The organism is Streptomyces sp. NBC_00572 (assembly GCF_026341815.1).
Classification (GTDB): Bacteria; Actinomycetota; Actinomycetes; order Streptomycetales; family Streptomycetaceae; genus Streptomyces.
In genome coordinates this window covers 2,048,520-2,071,438 of record NZ_JAPENX010000001.1, presented here as the reverse complement: position 1 = coordinate 2,071,438, position 22,919 = coordinate 2,048,520, and the positions used below count along the sequence as shown (strand labels likewise).

General features: G+C 71.4%; 16 protein-coding genes. 10 read left to right on the top strand and 6 right to left on the bottom strand.

All coding sequences use genetic code 11. From position 1 onward, the window contains the following. Nucleotides 1–14 precede the first annotated feature (14 nt). The 8 genes from OG514_RS09330 to OG514_RS09295 all read left to right on the top strand — a co-directional run bounded on the left by OG514_RS09330 (nt 15) and on the right by OG514_RS09295 (nt 10,949). A complete protein-coding gene (locus OG514_RS09330; protein WP_266892785.1) occupies nt 15–1,820 on the top strand; it encodes an ABC-F family ATP-binding cassette domain-containing protein in 1,806 nt (601 codons plus the stop codon). A 112-nt stretch (nt 1,821–1,932) separates the two neighbouring features. After that, nucleotides 1,933–3,822, top strand: a complete 1,890-nt coding sequence (locus OG514_RS09325) for a PQQ-binding-like beta-propeller repeat protein (RefSeq protein WP_266892783.1) — start codon at nt 1,933–1,935, stop codon at nt 3,820–3,822. Nucleotides 3,823–3,835: 13 nt separating this feature from the next. Next, nucleotides 3,836–5,722 (top strand): PQQ-binding-like beta-propeller repeat protein, encoded by a 1,887-nt coding sequence (locus OG514_RS09320; RefSeq protein WP_266892781.1) that lies wholly within the window; start codon nt 3,836–3,838, stop codon nt 5,720–5,722. 160 nt (nt 5,723–5,882) lie between these two features. Further along, nucleotides 5,883–6,566 (top strand): LuxR C-terminal-related transcriptional regulator, encoded by a 684-nt coding sequence (locus tag OG514_RS09315; RefSeq protein ID WP_266900801.1) that lies wholly within the window; start codon nt 5,883–5,885, stop codon nt 6,564–6,566. A 134-nt stretch (nt 6,567–6,700) separates the two neighbouring features. Beyond that, the gene (gene galT / locus OG514_RS09310) at nt 6,701–7,744 is read left to right on the top strand and encodes a galactose-1-phosphate uridylyltransferase (RefSeq protein WP_266892779.1); all 1,044 of its coding nucleotides are present in this window, start codon (nt 6,701–6,703) and stop codon (nt 7,742–7,744) included. Then, a complete protein-coding gene (gene galE / locus OG514_RS09305) occupies nt 7,741–8,739 on the top strand; it encodes a UDP-glucose 4-epimerase GalE (RefSeq protein WP_266892777.1) in 999 nt (332 codons plus the stop codon). The genes galT and galE overlap by 4 nt, the downstream gene beginning before the upstream one ends. After that, the gene (gene galK / locus OG514_RS09300) at nt 8,736–9,875 is read left to right on the top strand and encodes a galactokinase (RefSeq protein WP_266892775.1); all 1,140 of its coding nucleotides are present in this window, start codon (nt 8,736–8,738) and stop codon (nt 9,873–9,875) included. Before galE ends, galK begins: the two co-directional genes overlap by 4 nt. A gap of 273 nt (nt 9,876–10,148) precedes the next feature. Continuing rightward, on the top strand, nt 10,149–10,949 hold the full coding sequence (locus tag OG514_RS09295) for a response regulator transcription factor (RefSeq protein WP_266892773.1): 801 nt from the start codon (nt 10,149–10,151) through the stop codon (nt 10,947–10,949). On the opposite strand, the gene OG514_RS09290 is transcribed toward OG514_RS09295, so the two are convergent. Then, nucleotides 10,908–11,405 (bottom strand): MarR family winged helix-turn-helix transcriptional regulator, encoded by a 498-nt coding sequence (locus OG514_RS09290; RefSeq protein ID WP_266892771.1) that lies wholly within the window; start codon nt 11,403–11,405, stop codon nt 10,908–10,910. The genes OG514_RS09295 and OG514_RS09290 overlap by 42 nt on opposite strands. A gap of 163 nt (nt 11,406–11,568) precedes the next feature. Between OG514_RS09290 and OG514_RS09285 the strand changes: the two genes are divergently transcribed. Beyond that, a complete protein-coding gene (locus OG514_RS09285; protein ID WP_266892769.1) occupies nt 11,569–12,411 on the top strand; it encodes a trans-aconitate 2-methyltransferase in 843 nt (280 codons plus the stop codon). A 79-nt stretch (nt 12,412–12,490) separates the two neighbouring features. Here the strand turns inward: OG514_RS09285 and OG514_RS09280 are convergent, their stop codons facing one another. The 5 genes from OG514_RS09280 to OG514_RS09260 all read right to left on the bottom strand — a co-directional run bounded on the left by OG514_RS09280 (nt 12,491) and on the right by OG514_RS09260 (nt 19,871). Beyond that, the gene (locus OG514_RS09280; protein WP_266892767.1) at nt 12,491–14,194 is read right to left on the bottom strand and encodes an FG-GAP-like repeat-containing protein; all 1,704 of its coding nucleotides are present in this window, start codon (nt 14,192–14,194) and stop codon (nt 12,491–12,493) included. A gap of 175 nt (nt 14,195–14,369) precedes the next feature. Beyond that, on the bottom strand, nt 14,370–16,076 hold the full coding sequence (locus OG514_RS09275) for a VCBS repeat-containing protein (RefSeq protein WP_266892765.1): 1,707 nt from the start codon (nt 16,074–16,076) through the stop codon (nt 14,370–14,372). A 266-nt stretch (nt 16,077–16,342) separates the two neighbouring features. Then, nucleotides 16,343–18,058 carry an FG-GAP-like repeat-containing protein gene (locus tag OG514_RS09270; protein WP_266892763.1) on the bottom strand — a complete coding sequence of 572 codons (1,716 nt, stop codon included), beginning with the start codon at nt 18,056–18,058 and terminating at the stop codon, nt 16,343–16,345. A 158-nt stretch (nt 18,059–18,216) separates the two neighbouring features. Beyond that, a complete protein-coding gene (locus tag OG514_RS09265) occupies nt 18,217–18,900 on the bottom strand; it encodes a TetR/AcrR family transcriptional regulator (protein ID WP_030315379.1) in 684 nt (227 codons plus the stop codon). Beyond that, on the bottom strand, nt 18,900–19,871 hold the full coding sequence (locus tag OG514_RS09260) for a fatty acid desaturase (protein ID WP_266892761.1): 972 nt from the start codon (nt 19,869–19,871) through the stop codon (nt 18,900–18,902). Before OG514_RS09260 ends, OG514_RS09265 begins: the two co-directional genes overlap by 1 nt. Before the next feature lie 258 nt (nt 19,872–20,129). Between OG514_RS09260 and ppc the strand changes: the two genes are divergently transcribed. Further along, on the top strand, nt 20,130–22,859 hold the full coding sequence (gene ppc, locus OG514_RS09255; RefSeq protein ID WP_266892759.1) for a phosphoenolpyruvate carboxylase: 2,730 nt from the start codon (nt 20,130–20,132) through the stop codon (nt 22,857–22,859). Nucleotides 22,860–22,919: the final 60 nt, after the last annotated feature.

Sequence of the window (22,919 nt, the reverse complement as noted above, 5' to 3'; positions counted from 1 at the left end):
GTACAGGAGTCAACGTGGCCGTCAACCTGGTCAATGTCGAGGCAGTCAGCAAGGTGTACGGCACCCGTGCACTGCTCGACGGCGTCTCGCTCGGCGTCTCCGAGGGGGACCGGATCGGGGTCGTGGGCCGCAACGGCGACGGCAAGACCACCCTCATCCGGATGCTCGCCAAGCTGGAGGAGGCCGACACCGGCCGCGTCACCCACAGCGGCGGGCTGCGCCTCGGCGTGCTCACCCAGCACGACTCGCTGGACCCGAAGGCCACCATCCGGCACGAGGTCATCGGCGTCATGGCCGACCACGAGTGGGCCGGCAGCGCCAAGATCCGCGACGTGCTCACCGGGCTCTTCGGCGGGCTCGACCTGCCCGGCTTCGAGAACGGCCTCGACACCGTCATCGGCCCGCTCTCCGGTGGCGAGCGCCGCCGGATCGCGCTCGCCAAGCTCCTCATCGACGACCAGGACCTGCTCGTCCTCGACGAGCCCACCAACCACCTCGACGTCGAGGGCATCGCCTGGCTCGCCAAGCACCTCCAGGAGCGCCGCTCCGCGCTCGTCTGCGTCACCCACGACCGCTGGTTCCTCGACCAGGTCTGCACCCGCATGTGGGACGTGCAGCGCGGTGACGTCCACGAGTACGAGGGCGGCTACTCCGACTACGTCTTCGCCCGTGCCGAGCGCGAACGCATCGCCGCCACGGAGGAGACCAAGCGGCAGAACCTGATGCGCAAGGAGCTGGCCTGGCTGCGGCGCGGCGCCCCCGCCCGTACCTCCAAGCCCCGCTACCGCATCGAGGCCGCCAACGAGCTGATCGCCGACGTGCCGCCGCCGCGCGACACCTCCGAGCTGATGAAGTTCGCCAACGCCCGGCTCGGCAAGACCGTCTTCGACCTGGAGGACGTGACCGTCACCGCCGGTCCCAAGACCCTTCTCCAGCACCTCACCTGGCAGCTCGGCCCCGGCGACCGCATCGGCCTCGTCGGCGTCAACGGCGCGGGCAAGACCTCACTCCTGCGCGCGCTCGCGGACGCGGCCGCCACCCAGGGCGAGACGCAGCCCGCCGCCGGCAGCGTCACCGTCGGCAAGACCGTCCGGCTCGCCTACCTCTCCCAGGACGTCACCGAACTCCCCGCCACCCTGCGGGTCCTGGAGGCCGTCCAGCAGATCCGCGACCGGGTCGACCTCGGCAAGGGCCGCGAGATGACGGCCGGACAGCTCTGCGAGCAGTTCGGCTTCACCAAGGAGAAGCAGTGGACGCCGGTCGGCGACCTCTCCGGCGGTGAGCGCCGCCGTCTCCAGCTGCTCCGACTGCTGATGGACGAGCCGAACGTCCTCTTCCTCGACGAGCCCACCAACGACCTCGACATCGAGACCCTGACCCAGCTGGAGGACCTCCTCGACGGCTGGCCGGGCTCCATGGTCGTCATCTCCCACGACCGGTTCTTCATCGAGCGCACCACCGACCGGACGCTCGCGCTGCTCGGCGACCAGACGCTTCGGATGCTGCCGCGCGGCATCGACGAGTACCTGGAGCGCCGCCGCAAGATGATCGAGGCGTCCGTCCCGACGCCCGCCGCCGCGCCCGCGCAGACCAAGCCCGGCGTCTCCGCCGCGGACTCCCGCGCCGCCAAGAAGGAGCTGCAGAAGGTCGAGCGACAGCTCGACAAGGTCTCCCAGAAGGAGGCCAAGCTGCACGCGCAGATCGCCGACAACGCCACCGATTTCGAGAAGGTCGCGAAGCTCGACGCGGAGCTCCGGGAACTCGTGGGTGAACGCGAGGAATTGGAGATGCGCTGGCTCGAACTGGCCGAGGACGCATAACGAGGGCATCACAGGCCGGTCCTCCCTTGGGTACAAGGGGTGGACCGGTCGCTTTTGCGCCAGTGCGTGAGTGGTAGAAAGAAAACCCGCTCACGTCAAGGGGGAACTGCTGATGACCCAGCCGCCCAGCAACCAGCCGCCGGGGGGCTTCGGAGCTCCCCAGGATCCGAACCAGGGCCCGCACCAGGGCACGCCGCCCGTGCCGCCTGTCCCGCCGCAGGCACCGCAGACCCCGCCGCCGCCCGCCGGCCCGCCGCCGACCGCGCCGCCGGCCGCGCCCGGACCGTACGGACAGCAGCCGCAGCCCGGTTACGGATACCCGCAGCAGGGCCAGCCCGGCCAGCCCGGTTACGGCCAGCAGGGCCAGCCCGGCGCCCCCGGCCAGCCCGGCCCGTACGGTCAGCAGCCTCCGCAGCAGCCGTACGGCTACCCGCAGCAGGGCCAGCAGCCCGGCTACGGCCAGCAGCAGCCGGGCCCGTACGGCCAGCAGCAGAACCCCTACGGCGGGTACCCCACCCAGCCGATGTACCAGGGCGCCCCCACCCCGCCGCCCTCCGGCGGCGGCCTCAAGGGCCGTACCGGTCTCGTCGCCGCCGTGGCCGCCGGTGCCGTCCTGGTGGCCGCCGTCACCACCTGGGCCGTCGTCGGCGGTGGTGACGACGAGAAGCCGATCGCCGGGCCGACCACCACCGCCACCTCCTCCGCCGCCCCCAAGCCCACCGAGTCGGTGGACAAGGGCGACGGAACGGGTGACGGAGACAAGGGCGACGACGACCTCAACGCCGGCCGTGAGGCCGGCGAGGCCAAGGTCAACTGGCTGCTCCAGAACGACGTCGACCTGCCCCGCAACGGCGCCGACGTCTACGGCCCGTGGATCGTCGGCGACACCGTCGTCAAGGCCATGTACAAGGGCATTTCCGGCTACAACCTGAGCGACGGCGCCCCGAAGTGGCACGTGGACGTGCCGTTCGAACTGTGCGCCGCGCCCGCGGACCCCTCGCCGAGCGGCGTCATGGTCTTCGCCTACGCCGAGAGCGCCAAGGACGGCGCCAAGTGCACCTCGCTCCAGCAGATCGACCTGAAGACCGGTAAGACGGGCTGGAAGAAGGCCGTACCGAAGCCCACGGGCCTGTTCGCCTTCTCGGACAACACCCTGTCCATCAGCGGCAACACGGTGACCGTCTCCGGCTCCAGCAGCGCCTACGGCTTCTCGCTGGCCGACGGCAAGCAGCTCTTCACCGGCGCGACCACCGGCTGCAAGCCCTTCGCGTACGCCGGCGGCAGCAAGCTGATCGCCGCCGTCAACTGCCCTTCGGGCAGCACCACCAAGAAGATCCAGGGCGTCAGCCAGGTCGACCCGAACACGGGCAAGGCCAAGTGGACCTTCAAGCTGGAGGCCGACTGGGAGGTGGACCGGGTCTACTCGATCGACCCGCTGGTCGTCTCCGCCACCCAGCGCGAGCAGAAGAAGTGGACCATCTTCGCGCTCAACGCCAACGGTTCGCTCCGCTCGCAGATCCAGGGCGGCAAGGACAAGTTCGCCCCCTCGTGCGGCGGCGGCTTCGTGGTCTTCGGCAAGAACCTGCAGGGCTGCACGGGAGTCGCGGCCGACGCGAACACCTTCTACATGGCCACCGAGACCTCGTACGGCACCCCCAACGAGGTCGTCGCCTTCGATCTGAAGAACGGCAAGGCCAAGTGGCGCTCCAAGGCGCCCGGTGAGCAGTCCATGCTCCCGCTCCGCATGGAGGGCGGCCAGGTCCTGGTGTACGTGGACCCGTCGTACGACAAGGGCGGCGCCGTCGCGACGATCGCCCCGACCGGCGGTGCGCCGAAGATCGTGCTCCAGCACCCGGCGTCGACGGCCCAGGTCGAGAACAACTTCTACAGCCCGGGCTACGCGTACGGCGCCGGCACCTTCGTCGTGGCGGCCGGGCGCGTCTCCGCGTCGAACGACAAGGAAGAAAAGCTGGTCAAGACGATGATGGCCTTCAGCAAGTGAGGTACACGGACCGATGACGCAGCCACCCCCTCCACCGAACCAGCCCCCGGACCCGCAGGGCGGCTTCGGCGCGCCGACGCCGCCCCCGGCGCAGCAGCCGGAGCCCGGCTACGGCTACCCGCAGCCGCAGCAGCCGGACCAGGGGTACGGGTACCCGCAGCAGGCACCGGACCAGGGTTACGGCTATCCGCAGCAGCCCCCGGCGACGCCGCCGCAGCAGCCGTACGGCCAGCCGCAGCAGCCGGACCAGGGCTACGGCTACCCGGCGCAGCCGCCCACGCAGCCGCAGCAGCCCTACGGGGCCGCCGGGTACCAGCAGCCGGCCCAGCCCCCGTACGGCTATCCGCCTCAGCCGCAGCAGCCCTACGGCGGTTACCAGCAGCCCGCCACGGCCGCGGTCCCGGCCGCGGCGCCGGGCGGCAGGAAGCTGTCGGCACAGCTCCAGATCGTCATCGCGGCGGTCGTCGCCGTCGTCCTGATCGTCGGAGTCGGCATCTGGTACGCCAACTCCGGTGACGGCGGGGGCAAGGACGACGAGGCCAAGGGCACGGCCGGTACCTCGCAGGGCTCGACCGGCGACGGTGGTTCCGGTGACACCAAGGGCATCGGTGGCGGCGGCAAGGAGAAGGCGCCGGCGAACACCAAGGCGAGGAAGGCCTTCCAGCTGGAGCCGCCGGTGGTCCCGGACATCACCGATGTCACCGGTTCCTGGCTCACCGACAAGGCGTACGTGAAGACGGGCGTCAACTCGGTCGTCGCCTACGACCGCGACAAGGGCACCGTCCTGTGGACGCTGCCCCTGACCGGTCAGGTCTGCGGCAGCTCGCGTCATCTGACCGAGGACAACAAGCTGGCGATCCTCTTCGAGGCCAAGAAGCGGGTCGCGCCGCGCTACTACCAGCAGTGCACCGAGGTCGGCCTGGTCGACCTGAACACGGGCAAGCTGCTGTGGTCCACCTCGGTCACCGGCGGCACCGGCGGGGACGAGAAGGTCCGGTTCGGCGAGGTCACTGTCAGCGGGAAGACGGTCGCGGCCGGCGGCAGCGACGGCGGCGCCGCCTTCGACGTCGCCAACGGCAACCCGCGTTGGAAGCCGCAGGCCAACGACCAGAACTGCTTCGACCTGGGGTACGGCGGCGGCGCGGGTCTCGTCGCGGTCCGCAAGTGCGGCCCGTACGAGACCCAGTACGTGATGATCCAGAACCTCGACCCGGTGACGGGCGCCCCGGTCTCGCAGTTCAAGATGCCGACCGGTGTGAAGTACGCGTCGATCGTCTCCACCAAGCCGCTGGTCGTCGCGGCCGACGTCGGCGAGAGCGCCGGCGACGGCAGCGGCATCTCGGACTTCTTCTCCCTCGACGAGAAGACCGGGAAGCTGAAGGTGAAGATCACGGCGGACGCCGAACAGTACGGGGCCCGCTGCCGCGCGACCAAGGTCGAGGCCTGCACGCAGGCGCTCGTCGGCAACGGCCGGCTGTACGTGCCGACCGAGGATCACGAGGGCTCCACCGGCGAGTTCGGCGACGAGACGAACGAGCTGATCGCCTTCGACCTGGCGACCGGCAGGACGGCGCCGGAGAAGGCGGACGCGGGCGACAAGTACACCCTGGTCCCGCTCCGCATGGACGGCGGCAACATCATCGCGTACAAGGAGCCGCCCTACGACAAGGGCGGGCAGATCGTCTCGGTCGACGGCGGCACGATGAAGGAGACGCTCCTCCTGGAGAACCCGTCGAACTCCACCAACCGGAACCTGGAGAAGGCCTTCTCCCCGGACTACTCGGAGATCCTGTACGGCGACGGGCGGCTGTTCATGTCCGACATGATGCTCTCCAAGCCGCGGGCGTCGGCTTCGCCGACCGACAAGGAGTATCTGGCGGTGTCGTTCAGCAACCGCTGAACTCCTTGACATCGCACGGATGTTCGTGAGGTTCGCGCGGCCCGGCGCGTCGGTTCACCCCGACGCGCCGGGCCGTTTGCGCACGGTGCCGGTGGGTGAGGAATTCGAGGTCGAGCGGGTGGCCGGCGGACGGCGGCCCGGAGGATGGGGGATGACCGGGATGGGCGTACGGCTCGTGGTGGTGGACGACCACCGCCTGCTCGCGGAGGCGCTCGCCTCGGCACTGAAGCTGCGCGGGCACCGGGTGCTCGCGGCGGCCGCGCCGGTGGCCGGGGCGGCGGAGCTGGTGGTGAGCCGGGCGCCGGAGGTCTGTCTCCTGGGCACGGCGGCCCCGGCCGAGCCGGGGGCCTTCGACGTGGTCGTACGGATCAAGCGGGAGCGGCCGCAGGTGGCGGTGGTCGTCCTCGGGCCGGTGCCCTCGCCGCGCGGTATCGCGGCGGCCTTCGCGGCCGGGGCCTCGGGATACGTCCGGCACGACGAGCGCATCGAGGGCGTCGAGCGCGCCCTGGTGAAGGCCAGGGCGGGAGAGTCGGCGGTGGCCCCGCAGCTGCTCCAGTCGGCCTTCGCGGAGCTGCTCCACCCCTCGGTGCAGCCGGACGACGAGGGCCAGCGGCTGCTGCGGCTCCTGACCCAGCGGGAGGTGGAGGTCCTCGTCCGGGTCGCGGAGGGGGAGGACACCCGGCTGATCGCGGAGGGCATGAGGATCGCGCCGAGCACCGCCCGGACACATGTGCAGCGGGTCCTGATGAAGCTGGGGGTGGGGTCGCGCCTTGAGGCGGCGGCCCTCGCGGCCCGCACGGGGCTGCTCGACCGCGCGCTGCCGGGGCCGCGGCGATCCTCCTGATCGCTTCCCCTCCGACCTGAGAAATCTCCCCGTCCGGCCCCTCCTGGAGGTGGGGCCGGGCTTCGGCGTTGACGGTGATGTTCGAATGTGATTCCTTGTGCGTGGTTATGTTTGATCCCGCCGGAGGGCACCCCGTGAAGAAGACCGTCACCACGCTCGCCGACGGGCGCGAGCTGATCTACTACGACACGCGTGACGACGCCGTCCGCACCGCCGTCGACACCCGCCCGCTCGACCCCGTCGCCTCGGCCACCGAGCTCCGGTACGACGAGCTCCTCGGGGACTCCGTCGCCGTCGCCTCGCACCGCCAGGGCCGGACGTACCACCCGCCCGTGGGCGAGTGCCCGCTCTGCCCGTCCGCCGACGGACGGCAGAGCGAGATCCCGGCCCCCGACTACGAGGTCGCCGTCTTCGAGAACCGCTTCCCCACCCTCGCCGGGGAGTCGGGCCGCTGCGAGGTCGTCTGCTTCACCGCCGACCACGAGGCCTCCTTCGCCGACCTCACCCCCGAGCGCGCCGCGCTGGTGCTCGACGCCTGGATCGACCGGACCACCGAACTCGCCGAGCGGCCCGGCGTCGAGCAGGTGTACTGCTTCGAGAACCGCGGCGCGGAGATCGGCGTCACCCTCGCCCACCCGCACGGGCAGATCTACGCCTACCCGTCCGCCACGCCCCGGACCGCCCTCATGCAGCGCCACGCGGCCGAGCACCGGGCCCGCACCGGCGGCAACCTCTTCGACGACGTCCTCGCCCGGGAACGCGCCGACGCCGAGCGGATCGTCCTGGAGACCGAGCACTGGATCGCCTTCGTGCCGTACGCCGCCCACTGGCCGTACGAGGTCCACCTCTACCCGACCCGCCGGGTGCCCGACCTGCGCGCGCTCGACGAGGCGGCCCGCACAGAGTTCCCACAGATCTATCTGGAACTCTTGAGGCGCTTCGACCGGATCTTCGGACCGGGGGAGCCGCCCACGCCGTACATCTCCGCCTGGCACCAGGCGCCGTTCACCGGCGAGGACCGCGAGGAGTTCGGGCTCCACCTGGAACTCTTCACCGTCCGTCGGACGTCCGGCAGGCTCAAGTACCTCGCGGGCACCGAGTCCGGCATGAGCGCGTTCAGCAACGACGTACCGCCGGAGACGGCGGCCCGGCGACTCCGAGAGGTGGCAAGCAAGTGACCGAGGCCGTGAAGAAGTACCTGGTGACCGGCGGGGCCGGATACGTGGGCAGCGTCGTCGCCGCCCACCTCCTGGAGCGGGGCCACCGGGTCACCGTCCTCGACGACCTCTCCACCGGCTTCGCCGAAGCCGTCCCGGCGGGCGCCGAGTTCATCGAGGGCCGCGTCCAGGACGCCGCGAAGTGGCTCGACGACTCCTACGACGGCGTCCTGCACTTCGCCGCCTTCTCCCAGGTCGGCGAGTCCGTCGCCGATCCCGGGAAGTACTGGGAGAACAACGTCGGCGGCACCATGGCCCTGCTCGCCGCCCTGCGTTCCGCCGGGGTCCGCAAGCTGGTCTTCTCCTCCACCGCCGCCACCTACGGCGAGCCGGAGACGGTGCCGATCACCGAGACCGCGCCGACCGCCCCCACCAGCCCGTACGGGGCGAGCAAGCTCGCCGTCGACCACATGATCGGCGGGGAGTGCACCGCCCACGGCCTGGCCGCCGTCTCGCTGCGCTACTTCAACGTGGCGGGGGCGTACGGCTCCCTCGGCGAGCGGCACGAGCCCGAGTCGCACCTGATCCCGCTCGTCCTCCAGGTCGCCCTCGGCCGGCGCGAGGCGATCTCCGTGTACGGCGAGGACTACCCGACCCCCGACGGCACCTGCGTCCGCGACTACATCCACGTCGCCGACCTCGCCGAGGCCCACCTCCTCGCGCTCGACGCCATGACCGCGGACACCGTGCCGGCCGGCGAGCACCTGATCTGCAACCTGGGCAACGGCAACGGCTTCTCCGTCCGCGAGGTCGTCGAGACCGTACGGAAGGTCACCGGGCACCCGATCCCGGAGATCACCGCCCCCCGCCGGGCCGGCGACCCCGCCGTCCTCGTCGCCTCCGCCGGGGCCGCCCGCGAACGGCTCGGCTGGACGCCGTCCCGCCCCGACCTCGCGGACGTCGTCGCCGACGCCTGGGCCTTCGCCCGGCAGCAGCACGAGGGGGGACTCGCATGAGCGTCGCCGCCGACTTCGAGGCGCTGTACGGCGCCGCCCCCGACGGTGTCTGGGCCGCCCCCGGGCGGGTCAACCTCATCGGGGAGTACACCGACTTCAACGACGGCTTCGTGCTGCCGCTCGCCCTGCCGCACACCACCGTCGCCGCCGTGTCCCGCCGCGACGACGGGGTGCTGCGCCTGCACTCCGCCGACATCGACGGCGGCATCGTCCAGCTGGCGGTCGACTCCCTCGAACCGCTCTCCGGCGGCGGCTGGGCGGCCTACCCGGCCGGTGTCGTCTGGGCGCTGCGGGAGGCCGGACACCCGGTGGCGGGCGCGGACGTCCACCTCACCTCGACCGTGCCGACCGGCGCGGGGCTCTCCTCCTCGGCGGCCCTGGAGGTCGTCACCGCGCTCGCCCTGAACGACCTGTTCGGCCTCGGGCTCTCCCGGCCCGAACTCGCCGAGCTCGCCCAGCGCGCCGAGAACGCCTTCGTCGGCGTCCCCTGCGGCGTGATGGACCAGATGGCCTCCGCCTGCGCCGAGGAGGGCCACGCCCTCCATCTCGACACCCGGGACCTCTCGTACCGTCAGGTCCCCTTCGACCTGGCCCGGGAGGGGCTGCGGCTGCTCGTCGTCGACACCCGGGTGAAGCACGCGCTCGGGGACGGCGCGTACGCCGAGCGGCGCGCCGGGTGCGAAGCCGGTGCGCGGGCGCTCGGCGCCCGGGCCCTGCGCGACGTGAGTGCCGCGCATCTATCCGAATCCCTCGCACTCCTGGGCGACGAGACGATTCTGCGCTATGTGCGGCACGTCGTCACCGACAACGCCCGTGTGGAGCGGACGATCGCGCTGCTCGACGCCGGGGACACCCGGGCCGTCGGTCCCGTCCTCACCGAGGGGCACGCCTCCCTCCGGGACGATCTGCGGGTCTCCTGCCCCGAGCTGGACCTCGTCGTCGAGGCGGCGAACGCCGCCGGGGCGCTCGGCGCCCGGATGACCGGCGGCGGCTTCGGCGGATCGGCCCTGGTCCTGGTCGACACCGACCGGGCGGACGCGGTCGCCGCCGCCGTCGAGAAGGCCTTCGCCGGGGCCGGATACGCGGCCCCCGGCATCTTCCCGGCCATCCCCTCGGCAGGCGCCCGCCGGCTCTGACCCCCGAGGACACCCCGTACGGAGCCTCCGACACCCCCCGTACGCCCGTACGACTTCGGACAGTTCCGTGAATCGGCCCCCACCGCGACGCCCCGCCCCTACTCTGAGGGGCAGCGCCGGTGGGGGCCGGTGCTGTTCAGGGGGCGAGACCCGGTCGGGTACGGCGCCGGAAGCGGGGTAACAGTCAACGCACGGCGGCGGCCGCGCGTATGACGGACCCGCCTCCGGCGCCGTGCCCGCGTCGGTTCCGTTCCTCGACACTTGGGGGTGCCCGTGGCACGTATCCGTGTCCTCGTGGTGGACGACCACCGCGTCTTCGCCGAATCGCTGGCCGCCGCACTCGCGGCCGAGCCCGATGTCGACGTCGCCGCCGCGGGAAGCGGCCCGGCCGCCCTGCGCTGCCTGGAGCGCGGCGCCTCGGAGGGCCGCAGGTTCGACGTGCTGCTCGTCGACGCCGAGCTCGGCGCCGGGCCCGCGGGGGCCGTGGCCCGTGCGGTGCCGGACGACGCGGAGGGCGCCGTCGACGGGATCTCCCTGGTCGCGGGGGTGCGCGCGGTCCAGCCCGCGGTCCGCACCGTCGTCCTCGCGGAGAGGGACGACCCGCAGCGGGCCGCCCTCGCGCTGCAGGCCGGGGCGTCCGGCTGGGTGGCGAAGGACTGCTCGCTCCAGCGGCTCCTCGCGGTGGTCCGGGGGGTGCTGCGGGACGAGACGCATCTGCCGCCGGCGCTGCTCACGGGTGTCCTGCGGGAGTTGACGGCGGCCCGCAAGCATCGGACGGACAGCGAGCGGCTGGTGGAGTCGCTGACCCCGCGCGAGCGGGAGGTGCTGCGCTGCATGGTCGCGGGCCTGGGCCGCAAGGCGGTCGCCGAGCGCCTCTTCCTGTCCCCGCACACCGTCCGTACGCACATGCAGAACGTGCTGGGGAAGCTGGGCGTGCACTCGACCCTGGCGGCGGTGGCCCTGGCCAGGCGGGCGGGGGTGGGGCCGGCCCAGCTGGGCGAGGCGCCGCTGTCCGGGCTCTCGGGGGCCGGACTATCCGGGGACGTTGTCGAACGGGGCGGTCAGCTGGCGTAGCAGCCCGGCCAGTTCGCCGCGCTGGGTCCGGGAGAGCTGGGCCAGGATGGCGCGCTCCTGGGCGAGCAGTCCGGCGAGCGCCTCGTCGGCGCGGTCGCGGCCCTCGGGGGTGAGCCGGACCAGGACGCCGCGCCGGTCGCTGGGGTCGGGGAGCCGCTCGACGAGGCCCTTCTTGGTGAGCCGGTCGATGCGGTTGGTCATGGTGCCGGAGGTGACCAGGGTCTGGGTCAGGAGCTGGCCGGGGGAGAGCTGGTAGGGCGCTCCGGCGCGGCGCAGGGAAGTGAGGACGTCGAACTCCCAGGGCTCCAGCTGGTGCTCCGAGAAGGCGAGCCGACGGGCGCGGTCGAGGTGCCGGGCGAGCCGTGAGACGCGGCTGAGCACCTCGAGCGGTTCCACGTCGAGGTCGGGGCGCTCGCGGCGCCATGCTGCGACCAGTCGGTCGACCTCGTCCTCCATGTCGATCAGTGTAGAGGGTCTGTTGACATAAAGTCTCTTGGGGTCGAGTTTCTCCATGTCAAGTATCTTGGAATCAAGATATATTTCCCTGGACTATGGGGAAGGGACCCGGCCGGAACTCCGTTCCGCTTCGGCAACTCGTTCCAGCAAGGGGGCTTCGAACATGCATTCCGTGGAATCCGCCGCACCAACCGCACCGACATGGGATCCGCAGCAGTACCTCCGGCACTCCGGGCACCGCACCCGGCCCTTCCTCGACCTGCTCACCCGAATACCGCACCTGCCCGCCCAGGACCGGCCCGCCCGCATCGCCGATCTCGGCTGCGGACCCGGCAACGTGACGGTCCTCCTCGCCGACCGCTGGGCCGACGCCCACATCACCGGCTTCGACCTCTCGCCCGACATGCTGGAACAGGCGGAGAAGGACTGGTCCGGCACCACCCGGGGCGGCGGCTGGATCGACTTCCGGCCCGCCGACGCCGCCCACTGGACCCCCGCCGAGCCCTACGACCTGATCGTCTCCAACGCGGCCCTCCAATGGGTGCCCAACCACCCCGAGTCCTTCGCCGGCTGGATCGACGGACTCCGCCCCGGGGGCACCCTCGCCTTCCAGGTCCCCGGCAACTTCACCTCGCCCAGCCACGCCCTGCTCGGCGAACTCTGCGACACCCCCGAGTGGCGCCACCGCCTCGGCGACCAGGGCCGCCGCTTCGTCCACATCCTCGACGCCTCCGACTACCTCACCCGCCTCACCGACCTGGGTTGCGAGACGGATGTCTGGGAGACCACGTACTGCCAGCTGCTCCAGGGCGAGGACCCCGTGCTCGACTGGGTCAAGGGCACGGCCCTGCGGCCCGTCCTCACCACCCTGGGCGACGACCAGGAGGCGATCGACGCCTTCCTCGGCCAGTACCGCGACCTCCTGCGCGACGCCTACCCCCAAGGTCCGCACGGCACGGTGTTCCCGTTCCGCCGGATCTTCGCGGTCGCCCGCAAGCCGTCCTGACAGGCGCGCCAGGACACGGGGACGCCCCGCACCGGAACTCCGGTGCGGGGCGTCCGCGGGTACGGGTGCGGCGACAGTGCTACGACATGGCGTTGTAGATCTGGAAGCCGGAGCCGGTCTTGGTCCGGGTGCCGAACTTGCCCGGGGCCGTGTTCAGGTAGTTGTAGAGGTCGCCCGACGAGGTGACACCCAGCAGGTCGGCCTTGCCGTCGGCGTTCAGGTCGCCCGGCGTGACCAGCTTGGTGTACGTGTTCCAGCCGCCGCCGATGCTCAGCCGCGCACCGAACGGCGTGGCCGCGTTACCCGTGCCCGGGTACACGTACAGGTCGCCGCCCGAGGTGCGGGCCACGACGTCCGCGCGGCCGTCGCCGGTGTAGTCGCCCGCGCCGAGGATCTTGTTGAAGGCGCCCCAGCCGCCGCCGACCTTGATGCGCGACGCGAAGCCCGTGCTCTGACCGTTGCCCTTGTACAGGTACAGGTTGCCGGAGCGGTCGCGGGCCAGCAGGTCGCCCTTGCCGTCGCCGGTCAGGTCACCGGGGCCTGCCAGGGCGTTGTAGACGCCCCAGCCCGAGCCGATGTAGGTGCCGTCGATGTAGAGGCCGTTGTCGAAGAGCTGCGCGATGTCGGACTCGCCGTCCGGGTCCAGCGAGGCCAGGTGCGTGAAGTCCGCGCCCTGCCAGCCGCTCGTGGGGCCGAACTGGGTGCGCGTGCTGAGCAGACCGTTGGTCCGGGCGCCGTACAGGAACATCGTGCCGGACGCGTCCCGCGCCAGGACGACTTCCTTGGTGGCGGCGACCGGGCTGTTGCTCGCCCCGCCGAACTGCGGGACGAAGTGCCAGTAGCCCGCGTCGCCGGACTGCGTGCGGGGCGCGAGGGTGCCGTCGCCCTTGCCGCTGTAGTACCAGAAGGTGCCCTTGGTGTCGCGGGCCAGCATCTCGCCCGCGCCGTCGCCGTTGTCGTCGCCGACGGGAATGATCTGGTTGTAGGCGCCCCAGCCGGAGCCGACCTTCACCCGGCCCGCGAACGGCCCGCTCTTGTCGCCGCTGCCGGCGTAGAACCACAGGGTGCCGGTGGTGTCGCGGGCGTACAGGTCGGCCCAGCCGTCGCCGTTGTTGTCGCCGTAGCCCACGATCTGGTCGTAGGCGTTCCAGCCGGGGCCGAGCTTCACCCGCGCCGAGAACGGCGCGGTGCGGTTGCCGGTGGCGTAGTACAGGTACAGGTTGCCGCTGTTGTCGCGGGCGAGCAGGTCCGCCCGGTTGTCGTCGTTCACGTCGCCGGGTGAGACGAGCTTGTTGTAGATCTGCCAGCCGTAGCCCCGCCACGCGTACGTCGCGGCGGTGGACGTCGCGTCGGCGTACATCGTGAGCGCGCCCTGCTCCGAGAGCATCAGGACCTCGGGACCGCCGCCGGTCGCGTCCTGGTTGCCGATCGGAACGATGTCCTTCGGGGGCTGGGCGGCGGTGCCGTTGAAGAGGCCGCCCGTGCCCGTGGTCGTCGCCGTGTAGACGTCGCCGGTCCAGGCGCGGTAGATCAGGTCGCTCACCCCGTCGCCGTCGAAGTCCGACAGCGGATCGGCGACCCTGGGCCCCTCGGCCGCGGCGGCACCGGCCCGGGCCGCGCCGGCGGACGGACGCGTCAGCGTCGGCGGGGTGAAGTCGGCCGCCGGCCGCTCGACCGCGGGGAGCGGCGTGGGCTCCCCGGCCGAGGCCGGGGCTGCGAGCAGCATGCCCGCGGACAGGACGAGAGCGGTGCAGGCCGCGAGGCGGGCACGCGTGGTGTGCACAGAACGCAAGAGATCCCCCCCAGGGATCAGAATGTCGTCGGACCGGGAACGGGGTTCGCGGCACCTCGTGCGGCAGGAGCGCGTACGGAGGGCGAAACACCCACCCGGGTGTCCCGGGAGCATATCGCCCGGGAGTGACACGACTCCCGGCGCACGGGGAACGCGTGGGGCGGTGTTACTGGATGTTGTTGTAGATCTGGAAGCCGCCACCGAGCCTGGTCCGCACGGAGAACTTGTTCGGCGCGGTGTTCAGGTAGCGGTAGAGGTCGCCGCCCGCGGTGACACCCAGCAGGTCGGCCTTGCCGTCGGCGTTGAGGTCGCCCGGGGCGATCACCTTGGAGTAGGTGTTCCAGCCGCTGCCGACCTTCACCCGCGTCTTGAAAGCGGACGTCGCGTTGCCCGTGCCCGGGTACACGTACAGGTCGCCGCCCGGGGTGCGGGCCGCGATGTCCGTGCGGCCGTCGCCGGTGAAGTCACCGGCGCCGATGATCTTGTTGTACGCGCCCCAGCCGTTGCCGACCGTGACGCGCGTCGCGAAGGCCGTGCCCTTGCCGTTGCCCTTGTAGAGGTGCAGGGCGCCGATGCGGTCGAGGGCCAGCAGGTCGGCCTTGCCGTCGCCGCTCAGGTCGCCCGGGCCGACGATCGCGGTGTAGATGTTCCAGCCGCTGCCGATCTCGTTGCCGTCGACGTACAGGGTGCCCGTCAGGTCGGCGTTCTCCTGCATGGCCAGGTCGGACAGGCCGTCCGCGTTCAGCGAGGAGAGGTTCGTGACGGTCAGGCCGCTCACGCCGCCCGCGCCGAGGAACTCCTCGCGCGGCATCAGCTTGCCGGTGGTGGAGTTGGTGTACCAGTACAGAGCTCCGCCGGGGGTCGTCGCGAAGACGCCCTCCTTGCCCGAGTACGGGTTGTTGCCGGCGCCCGCGAGCTGTGCGACGCCCAGCAGGTCACCCGTGGCGCCGAGCTGCTGGCGGCCGCCCAGGGTGCCGTTGCCGTTGCCGGGGTAGAAGAAGAGCGTGCCCGCGTTGTCCCGGGCCAGCAGGTGGCCGTCGCCGCCGCGCAGGATCTGGTTGTAGACGCCCCAGCCGCCGCCGATGGCCTTGCGGGTGCCGAACGGCTTGTTCTTGTCGCCCGTGCCGGCGTAGAACCACAGCGTGCCGGCGGTGTCGCGGGCGTACAGGTCGCCCGTGCCGTCGCCGTTGCCGTCGCCGAGGCCCACGAGCTGGTCGTAGACGCCCCAGCCGCTGCCGACCAGGATCCGGCCGCTGAGCGGCTGGGTCGCGCTGCCGGTGCCCAGGTACAGGTACAGCGTGCCGTCCTGGGTGCGGGCGATCACGTCGGCACGGCCGTCGCCGTTCACGTCGCCGGGCGAGGCGATCTTGTTGTAGACCTGCCAGCCGCCGCCCACCACCGAGGAGTACGGGGTGCCGGTCGGATCGGCGTCGGTGTACAGGGTGAGAGTGCCGTTCTCGGAGAGGACGAGCACCTCGGGTTCGGTCGTGCTGCCGCTCTGGTTGCCGATCGGGATGATGTCCTTGGCGACGTCCTCGAAGCGGTAGAGGTCGAAGGCGCCACCGGGCGCCGTGGTCGTGCTCGCGTAGAGGTCGCCGTCGACAGTGCGGAAGATGATGTCCTCGGCGCCGTCCCCGTCCAGGTCGGACAGCGGCGGGGAGACGGCCTCGGCCGAGGCGACGCCCGCACGGGCGCCGTCCTTCTTCGGAAGCGTCAGCTTCGGCGGCGCGAAGGAAGGCGCCGCCTTCTCGACCGAGGGAACCGGCGACGGAGTGTCGGCGGACGCCGGGCCCGAGAGCAGCATGCCGGCCGAGAGGGCGAGCGTGGTGCAGGCGGCGACACGGCGGGCACGCTTGGAGTTCAGGAAGAGCAAGATCCCCCCCAGGGATCAGAGGTTCGACAGAACCAAACAGAGGGGGTTCGCACGGCGTCGAACGGCGTCAGCGCAGGCCTCTGGGCACACGGAGACGACCTCGTTCGAACATCGGAACACCCCCCCGGATGTTGAACGCGAGTCTACCCGCGTGCGCGTCGTATGCCAGAGGTCTTTTCCGGGCCCGACGGCGGCACCGGTCCGAAGGCACCGTGAACGCACGGGCGCCCCGCACCGGAGGACCGGTGCGGGGCGCCCGTCACCCCCTAGTACAGGTCGGAGTACGTCTGGAAGCCGTAGCCGATCTTCGCCCCGGGGGAGAGGGCCGAGCCGGTGCCCGTGCCCAGGTGGCGGTACAGCTCACCCGCCGCGTTCACGCCCAGCAGGTCGCCCTTGCCGTCACCGTTCAGGTCACCCGGCGCCACCAGCTTGGTGTACGCGTTCCAGCCGCCGCCGATCTGCACCCGGCCGGCGAACGGGGCCGTCGCCGAGCCGGTGCCCCGGTACAGCCACAGCGAGCCGGCGCGGTCGCGGGCCAGCAGGTCCGTACGGCCGTCGCCCGAGTAGTCGCCCGCGCCCAGGATCCGGTTGTACCCGCTCCAGCCGTCACCGACCCGGATGCGGGAGGCGACGCCGCTGCCCGAGCCGTTGCCCCGGTACAGCCAGAGGACCCCCGAGCCGTCGCGCGCCAGCAGGTCGGCCTTGCCGTCGCCGCTCAGGTCGCCGGGGCCGACGAGCAGGTTGTAGATCTGCCAGCCGCCGCCGAGGTCCCTGTCGTTGTTGTACAGGTGACCCCGGTAGATCTCCAGGAGGTCGGCGAACGCGCCCTCGTCCAGGGCGGAGACGTACGCGAGGTTCGCGCCGGTCCAGCCGCCGGTGGTGCCCCACTGCGCGCGTGCGGTGAGCTTGCCGTTGTTCTGGTCGCCGTACCAGAAGAGCGTCCCGGCCCTGTCGCGGCCGAGGAACCCGCTCCGGCCGGCGGTGGGGATGTTGCCCGCCCCGGCGAACTGGTCCACGCCGAGCCAGCTGCCGGAGAGCTTCACCCGGGTCGAGTACGAGCCGTTGCCGAGACCGCTGTAGGCCCAGAGCGCACCGGCCTGGTCACGGGCGAGCAGGTCGGCCCTGCCGTCACCGTTGCGGTCGTCGGGGGCGACGATCTGGTTGTACGTGTTCCAGCCCTTGCCGAGCTCCTTGCGCGGCTTGAACGGCGACGCCGGGTCGCCGGTGCTGCCGTAGAAGTACAGCCGGCCGTCCGTGGCGCGGGCCACGACGTCACCGCGGCCGTCGCCGCTGTTGTCACCGATGCCCACGACCTGGTCGTAGACGCCCCAGCCGGGGCCGACCTTCACGCGGCCGGCGAAGGGCGCCGTGGTCGTGCCGGTCGCCCGGTAGTAGTAGAGATCGCCGTTGTACTGACGGGCCAGCAGGTCGGCCCTGCCGTCACCGTTGATGTCACCGGGCGAGAACACCTTGTTGTAGATGTTCCAGCCGTTGCCCGACCAGGCGAGCGAGCCGGAGGTCCTGGTGACCTCCGTGTACAGCCGGAGCACGCCGTTCCGGGGGACCGTGAGCAGCTCGGGCCTGCCCGTGCCGTTCTGGTCGCCGAGCGGAACGAGGTCGAGGTTCTGGAAGAGGAGCGAGTCGGCGGTCTCGAACTTGGTGGCCTGCGCCGTGGCGGTCGGCGCGATGTACGTCCGGCCGTCCTGCTTGCGGTGGATCAGATCGGTCCTGCCGTCGCCGTCCACGTCGAAACGGGCCGGCACGACGGCCGCCGCGGCGGCGGCGCGGGCTGTGCCCGTCCCGACGGCCGGCTGCGACATGTCCAGCTTCGGCGTCGTCGTGTCAGCGCTCTGCGGCTGCTCCACTACGGACCGGGGGCCCGTCTCGGCGACGGCGGGTGACGCCACGGCCATGCCGACGGACAGGGCGAGCGCGGTGCAGGTGGTGACGCGCCGAGCAGGCCCGAAGAATGCGGAACGCAAAAGATCCCCCCCTGGGGAACGTGAACCGAGGACCGGAACGGGGGATCCGCGACGCCCCCGCACGGCCGAAGGCACGTACGGGGGGCGAACACCCCCCCGGATGTGGGGAGGAGTGTACTGCCGGGCGATCTTGGGGAGTCGAACGGTTTTTCGTTCCGTCAGTTCTTCCGGTGCCCTATCAACCGCGGCTTCGGCTCCAGACCGTCCAGACCGTGCCACGCCAGGTTCACCAGATGCGCCGCGACCTCCGCCTTCTTCGGCTTGCGGACGTCCAGCCACCACTGACCCGTCAGCGCCACACTGCCCACAAGGGCCTGCGCGTACAGCGGCGCCAGCTTCGGGTCGAAGCCACGGGCCTTGAACTCCAGGCCCAGGATGTCCTCCACCTGAGTGGCGATGTCACTGATCAGCGACGCGAACGTCCCCGTCGACTGCGCCACCGGCGAGTCCCGTACCAGGATCCGGAACCCGTCCGTGTAGTTCTCGATGTAGTCGAGCAGCGCGAACGCCGCCTGCTCCAGGAGCTCCCGCGGATGCCCCGCCGTCAGCGCGCCCGTCACCCCGTCGAGGAGCTGGCGCATCTCCCGGTCGACCACGACCGCGTACAGCCCCTCCTTGCCGCCGAAGTGCTCGTACACCACCGGCTTGGAGACCCCGGCCTTCGCCGCGATCTCCTCCACCGACGTGCCCTCGAAACCCTTCTCGGCGAAGAGCGTGCGGCCGATGTCCAGCAGCTGCTCCCGGCGCTCCGCGCCCGTCATCCGCACCCGGCGGCCCCGCCGGGGCTTCTGCTCGCCGCTGCCGGTGCCACTGGTCCTGCCGTCGATCGCCACGTCTTCCATCATGCCGCGTCTGCGGACGCGCTCTGGCGGCGGGCTTCGATGCGCTCCTTCGCGGGCCAGCGCACGTCGCTCGCCCAGCCCGCCAGCTCGAACCAGCGGATCAGCCGCGCGCTGGAGTCGACCTGACCGCGCAGCACCCCGTGCCGCGCCGACGTCGGGTCCGCGTGGTGCAGGTTGTGCCAGGACTCGCCGCAGGACAGCACCGCCAGCCACCACACGTTGCCCGAACGGTCCCGCGACTTGAACGGCCGCTTGCCCACCGCGTGACAGATCGAGTTGATCGACCAGGTCACGTGGTGCAGCAGCGCGACACGCACCAGCGAACCCCAGAAGAAGGCGGTGAACGCGCCCCACCAGGACATCGTCACCAGACCGCCCACCAGCGGCGGGATCGCCAGCGACAGCATCGTCCAGAAGATGAAGTCACGGGAGATCCGCCGGATCGCCGGGTCCTTGATCAGATCGGGCGCGTACTTGGCCTGCGGCGTCCGCTCCTCGTCGAACATCCAGCCGATGTGCGCCCACCACAGCCCCTTCATCAGGGCCGGCACCGTCTCGCCGAAACGCCACGGCGAGTGCGGGTCGCCCTCCGCGTCCGAGAACTTGTGGTGCTTGCGGTGGTCCGCCACCCAGCGCACCAGCGGACCCTCCACCGCCAGCGAACCCATGATCGCCAGCGCGATCCGCAGCGGCCGCTTGGCCTTGAAGGAACCATGGGTGAAGTAACGGTGGTAGCCGATCGTGATGCCGTGACAGCCGATGTAGTACATCGCCACGAGCAGCCCCAGATCGAGCCAGGACACGCCACCCCAGCTCCAGGCCAGCGGCACCGCGGCGATCAGGGCGACGAACGGCACCGTGATGAACAACAGCAGCGTGATCTGCTCGATCGACCGCTTCTTGTCCCCGCCGAGCGTGCCGGAGGGCAGCACGTCCTGTTCGGTCTCGGGCATCTCGGTACTTGTGGTCATGGGTGTCCCCTGGGGATGAAGGGATGAAGGGATGAGGATGAAAAAGGAGCGGAACGGTGTGAAAAGAGCGCGAGGCTACGCTTCCGTAACCTACGGCGTCGTAAGTATGGCAGCGCCGGGGCGCGCGGCAAGGGGGCACAAGAGGGCCCTGCCCGCCGACCACAATGTGGACACCTATCCTGGGGGCGTCGGACAGCGCGGTCCGCAAGCCTCCAGAACCCCTCCAGACGTGCTCAAACACTGCAAGGAGCCGCACCTGTGAGCAGTGCCGACCAGACCCCCACCGCCAGCGCCGAGCTGCGCGCCGACATCCGCCGACTGGGCGATCTCCTCGGCGAGACCCTCGTCCGCCAGGAGGGCCACGAGCTCCTCGACCTCGTCGAGCGGGTCCGCAGCCTCACCCGCGAGAACGGCGAGGACGCCGCCGAGCTGCTCCGTGGCGTCGAACTCGAGACGGCCGCGAAGCTGGTGCGCGCCTTCTCCACGTACTTCCACCTCGCGAATGTCACCGAGCAGGTTCACCGTGGCCGCGAGATGCGCGAGAAGCGCGCCGCCGAGGGCGGCCTCCTCGCCCGCACGGCCGACATGCTCAAGGACGGCGACCCCGAGCACGTCCGCGAGACGGTCAAGAACCTCAACGTACGGCCCGTCTTCACCGCGCACCCCACCGAAGCCGCCCGCCGCTCGGTCCTCAACAAGCTGCGCCGGATCGCCGCCCTCCTGGAGACCCCGGTCATCGAGGCCGACCGTCGCCGCCACGACCTGAGGCTCGCCGAGAACATCGACCTCATCTGGCAGACCGACGAACTCCGGGTCGTCCGCCCCGAGCCCGCCGACGAGGCCCGCAACGCCATCTACTACCTCGACGAGCTGCACGCCGGCGCCGTCGGCGACGTCCTGGAGGACCTCGCCGCCGAGCTGGAGCGCGTCGGCGTCGAACTGCCCGCAGGCACCCGCCCGCTCACCTTCGGCACCTGGATCGGCGGCGACCGCGACGGCAACCCCAACGTCACCCCCCAGGTGACCCGGGACGTCCTGATCCTGCAGCACGAGCACGGCATCACCGACGCCCTCGAACTCGTCGACTACCTGCGCGGACTCCTCTCCAACTCCATCCGCTACGCCGGAGCCACCCAGGAACTCCTGGACTCCCTCCAGCGAGACCTGGAACTCCTCCCGGAGATCAGCCCCCGCTACAAGCGCCTCAACGCCGAGGAGCCGTACCGGCTCAAGGCCACCTGCATCCGACAGAAGCTCGTCAACACCCGCGAGCGCCTCGCCTCCGGCACCCCCCACCAGGACGGCCGCGACTACCTCGGCACCGCCGAGCTCGTCCACGACCTCACCCTGATCCAGACCTCGCTGCGCGAGCACCGCGGCGGGCTCTTCGCCGACGGCCGGATGGACCGCACCATCCGCACCCTGTCGGCCTTCGGTCTGCAGCTCGCCACCATGGACGTCCGCGAGCACGCCGACGCCCACCACCACGCCCTCGGGCAGCTCTTCGACCGCCTCGGCGAGGAGTCCTGGCGGTACGCCGACATGCCGCGCGACTACCGGCAGAAGCTGCTCGCCAAGGAGCTGCGCTCGCGCCGCCCGCTCGCCCCGACCCCGGCCCCGCTGGACGCAGCGGGCGAGAAGACCCTCGGCGTCTTCCACACCATCAAGGAGGCCTTCGAGCGCTTCGGCCCCGAGGTCATCGAGTCGTACATCATCTCGATGTGCCAGGGCGCCGACGACGTCTTCGCCGCCGCCGTCCTCGCCCGCGAGGCCGGCCTCGTCGACCTCCACGGCGGCTGGGCCAAGATCGGCATCGTGCCGCTCCTGGAGACCACCGACGAGCTCAAGGCCGCCGACGTCATCCTCGACGGCATGCTCGCCGACCCCTCCTACCGGCGCCTCGTCTCGCTCCGCGGCGACGTCCAGGAGGTCATGCTCGGCTACTCGGACTCCTCCAAGTTCGGCGGCATCACCACGAGCCAGTGGGAGATCCACCGCGCCCAGCGTCGCCTCCGCGACGTGGCCCACCGCTACGGCGTACGCCTCCGGCTCTTCCACGGCCGCGGCGGCACCGTCGGCCGCGGCGGCGGCCCCTCGCACGACGCGATCCTGGCCCAGCCCTGGGGCACCCTGGAGGGCGAGATCAAGGTGACCGAGCAGGGCGAGGTCATCTCCGACAAGTACCTGATCCCGTCCCTCGCCCGCGAGAACCTCGAACTGACCGTCGCCGCCACCCTGCAGGCCTCCGCCCTGCACACCGCGCCGCGCCAGTCCGACGAGGCCCTCGCCCGCTGGGACGCGGCCATGGACACCGTCTCGGACGCCGCCCACACCGCGTACCGCAAGCTGGTCGAGGACCCCGGCCTGCCGGCGTACTTCCTCGCCTCCACCCCCGTCGACCAGCTCGCCGACCTGCACCTGGGCTCACGGCCCTCTCGCCGCCCCGGCTCCGGCGTCTCCCTCGACGGACTCCGCGCCATCCCCTGGGTGTTCGGCTGGACCCAGTCCCGCCAGATCGTCCCCGGCTGGTTCGGCGTCGGCTCCGGCCTCAAGGCCCTGCGCGAGGCCGGCCTCGACCCGGTCCTCGGCGAGATGCACGAGCGCTGGGGCTTCTTCCGCAACTTCCTCTCCAACGTCGAGATGACGCTCGCGAAGACCGACCTGCGGATCGCCCGCCACTACGTCGACACCCTGGTCCCCGACGACCTCAAGCACGTCTTCGACACCATCGAGGCCGAGCACGCGCTGACCGTCGCCGAGGTCCTCAAGGTCACCGGCGGCGAGAAGCTCCTGGACTCCAACCCGGTCCTCCAGCAGACCTTCGCCATCCGTGACGCCTACCTGGACCCGATCTCCTACCTCCAGGTCGCCCTCCTCGCCCGCCAGCGCGGTGCCGCCGAGCGCGGCGAGGACCCGGACCCGCTGCTCGCACGGGCCCTGCTCCTCACCGTGAACGGCGTCGCGGCGGGCCTGCGCAACACCGGCTGACGCCTGCCCGGACACATGACGGTGCCCCCGTGGATTCCTTCCACGGGGGCACCGTCATGA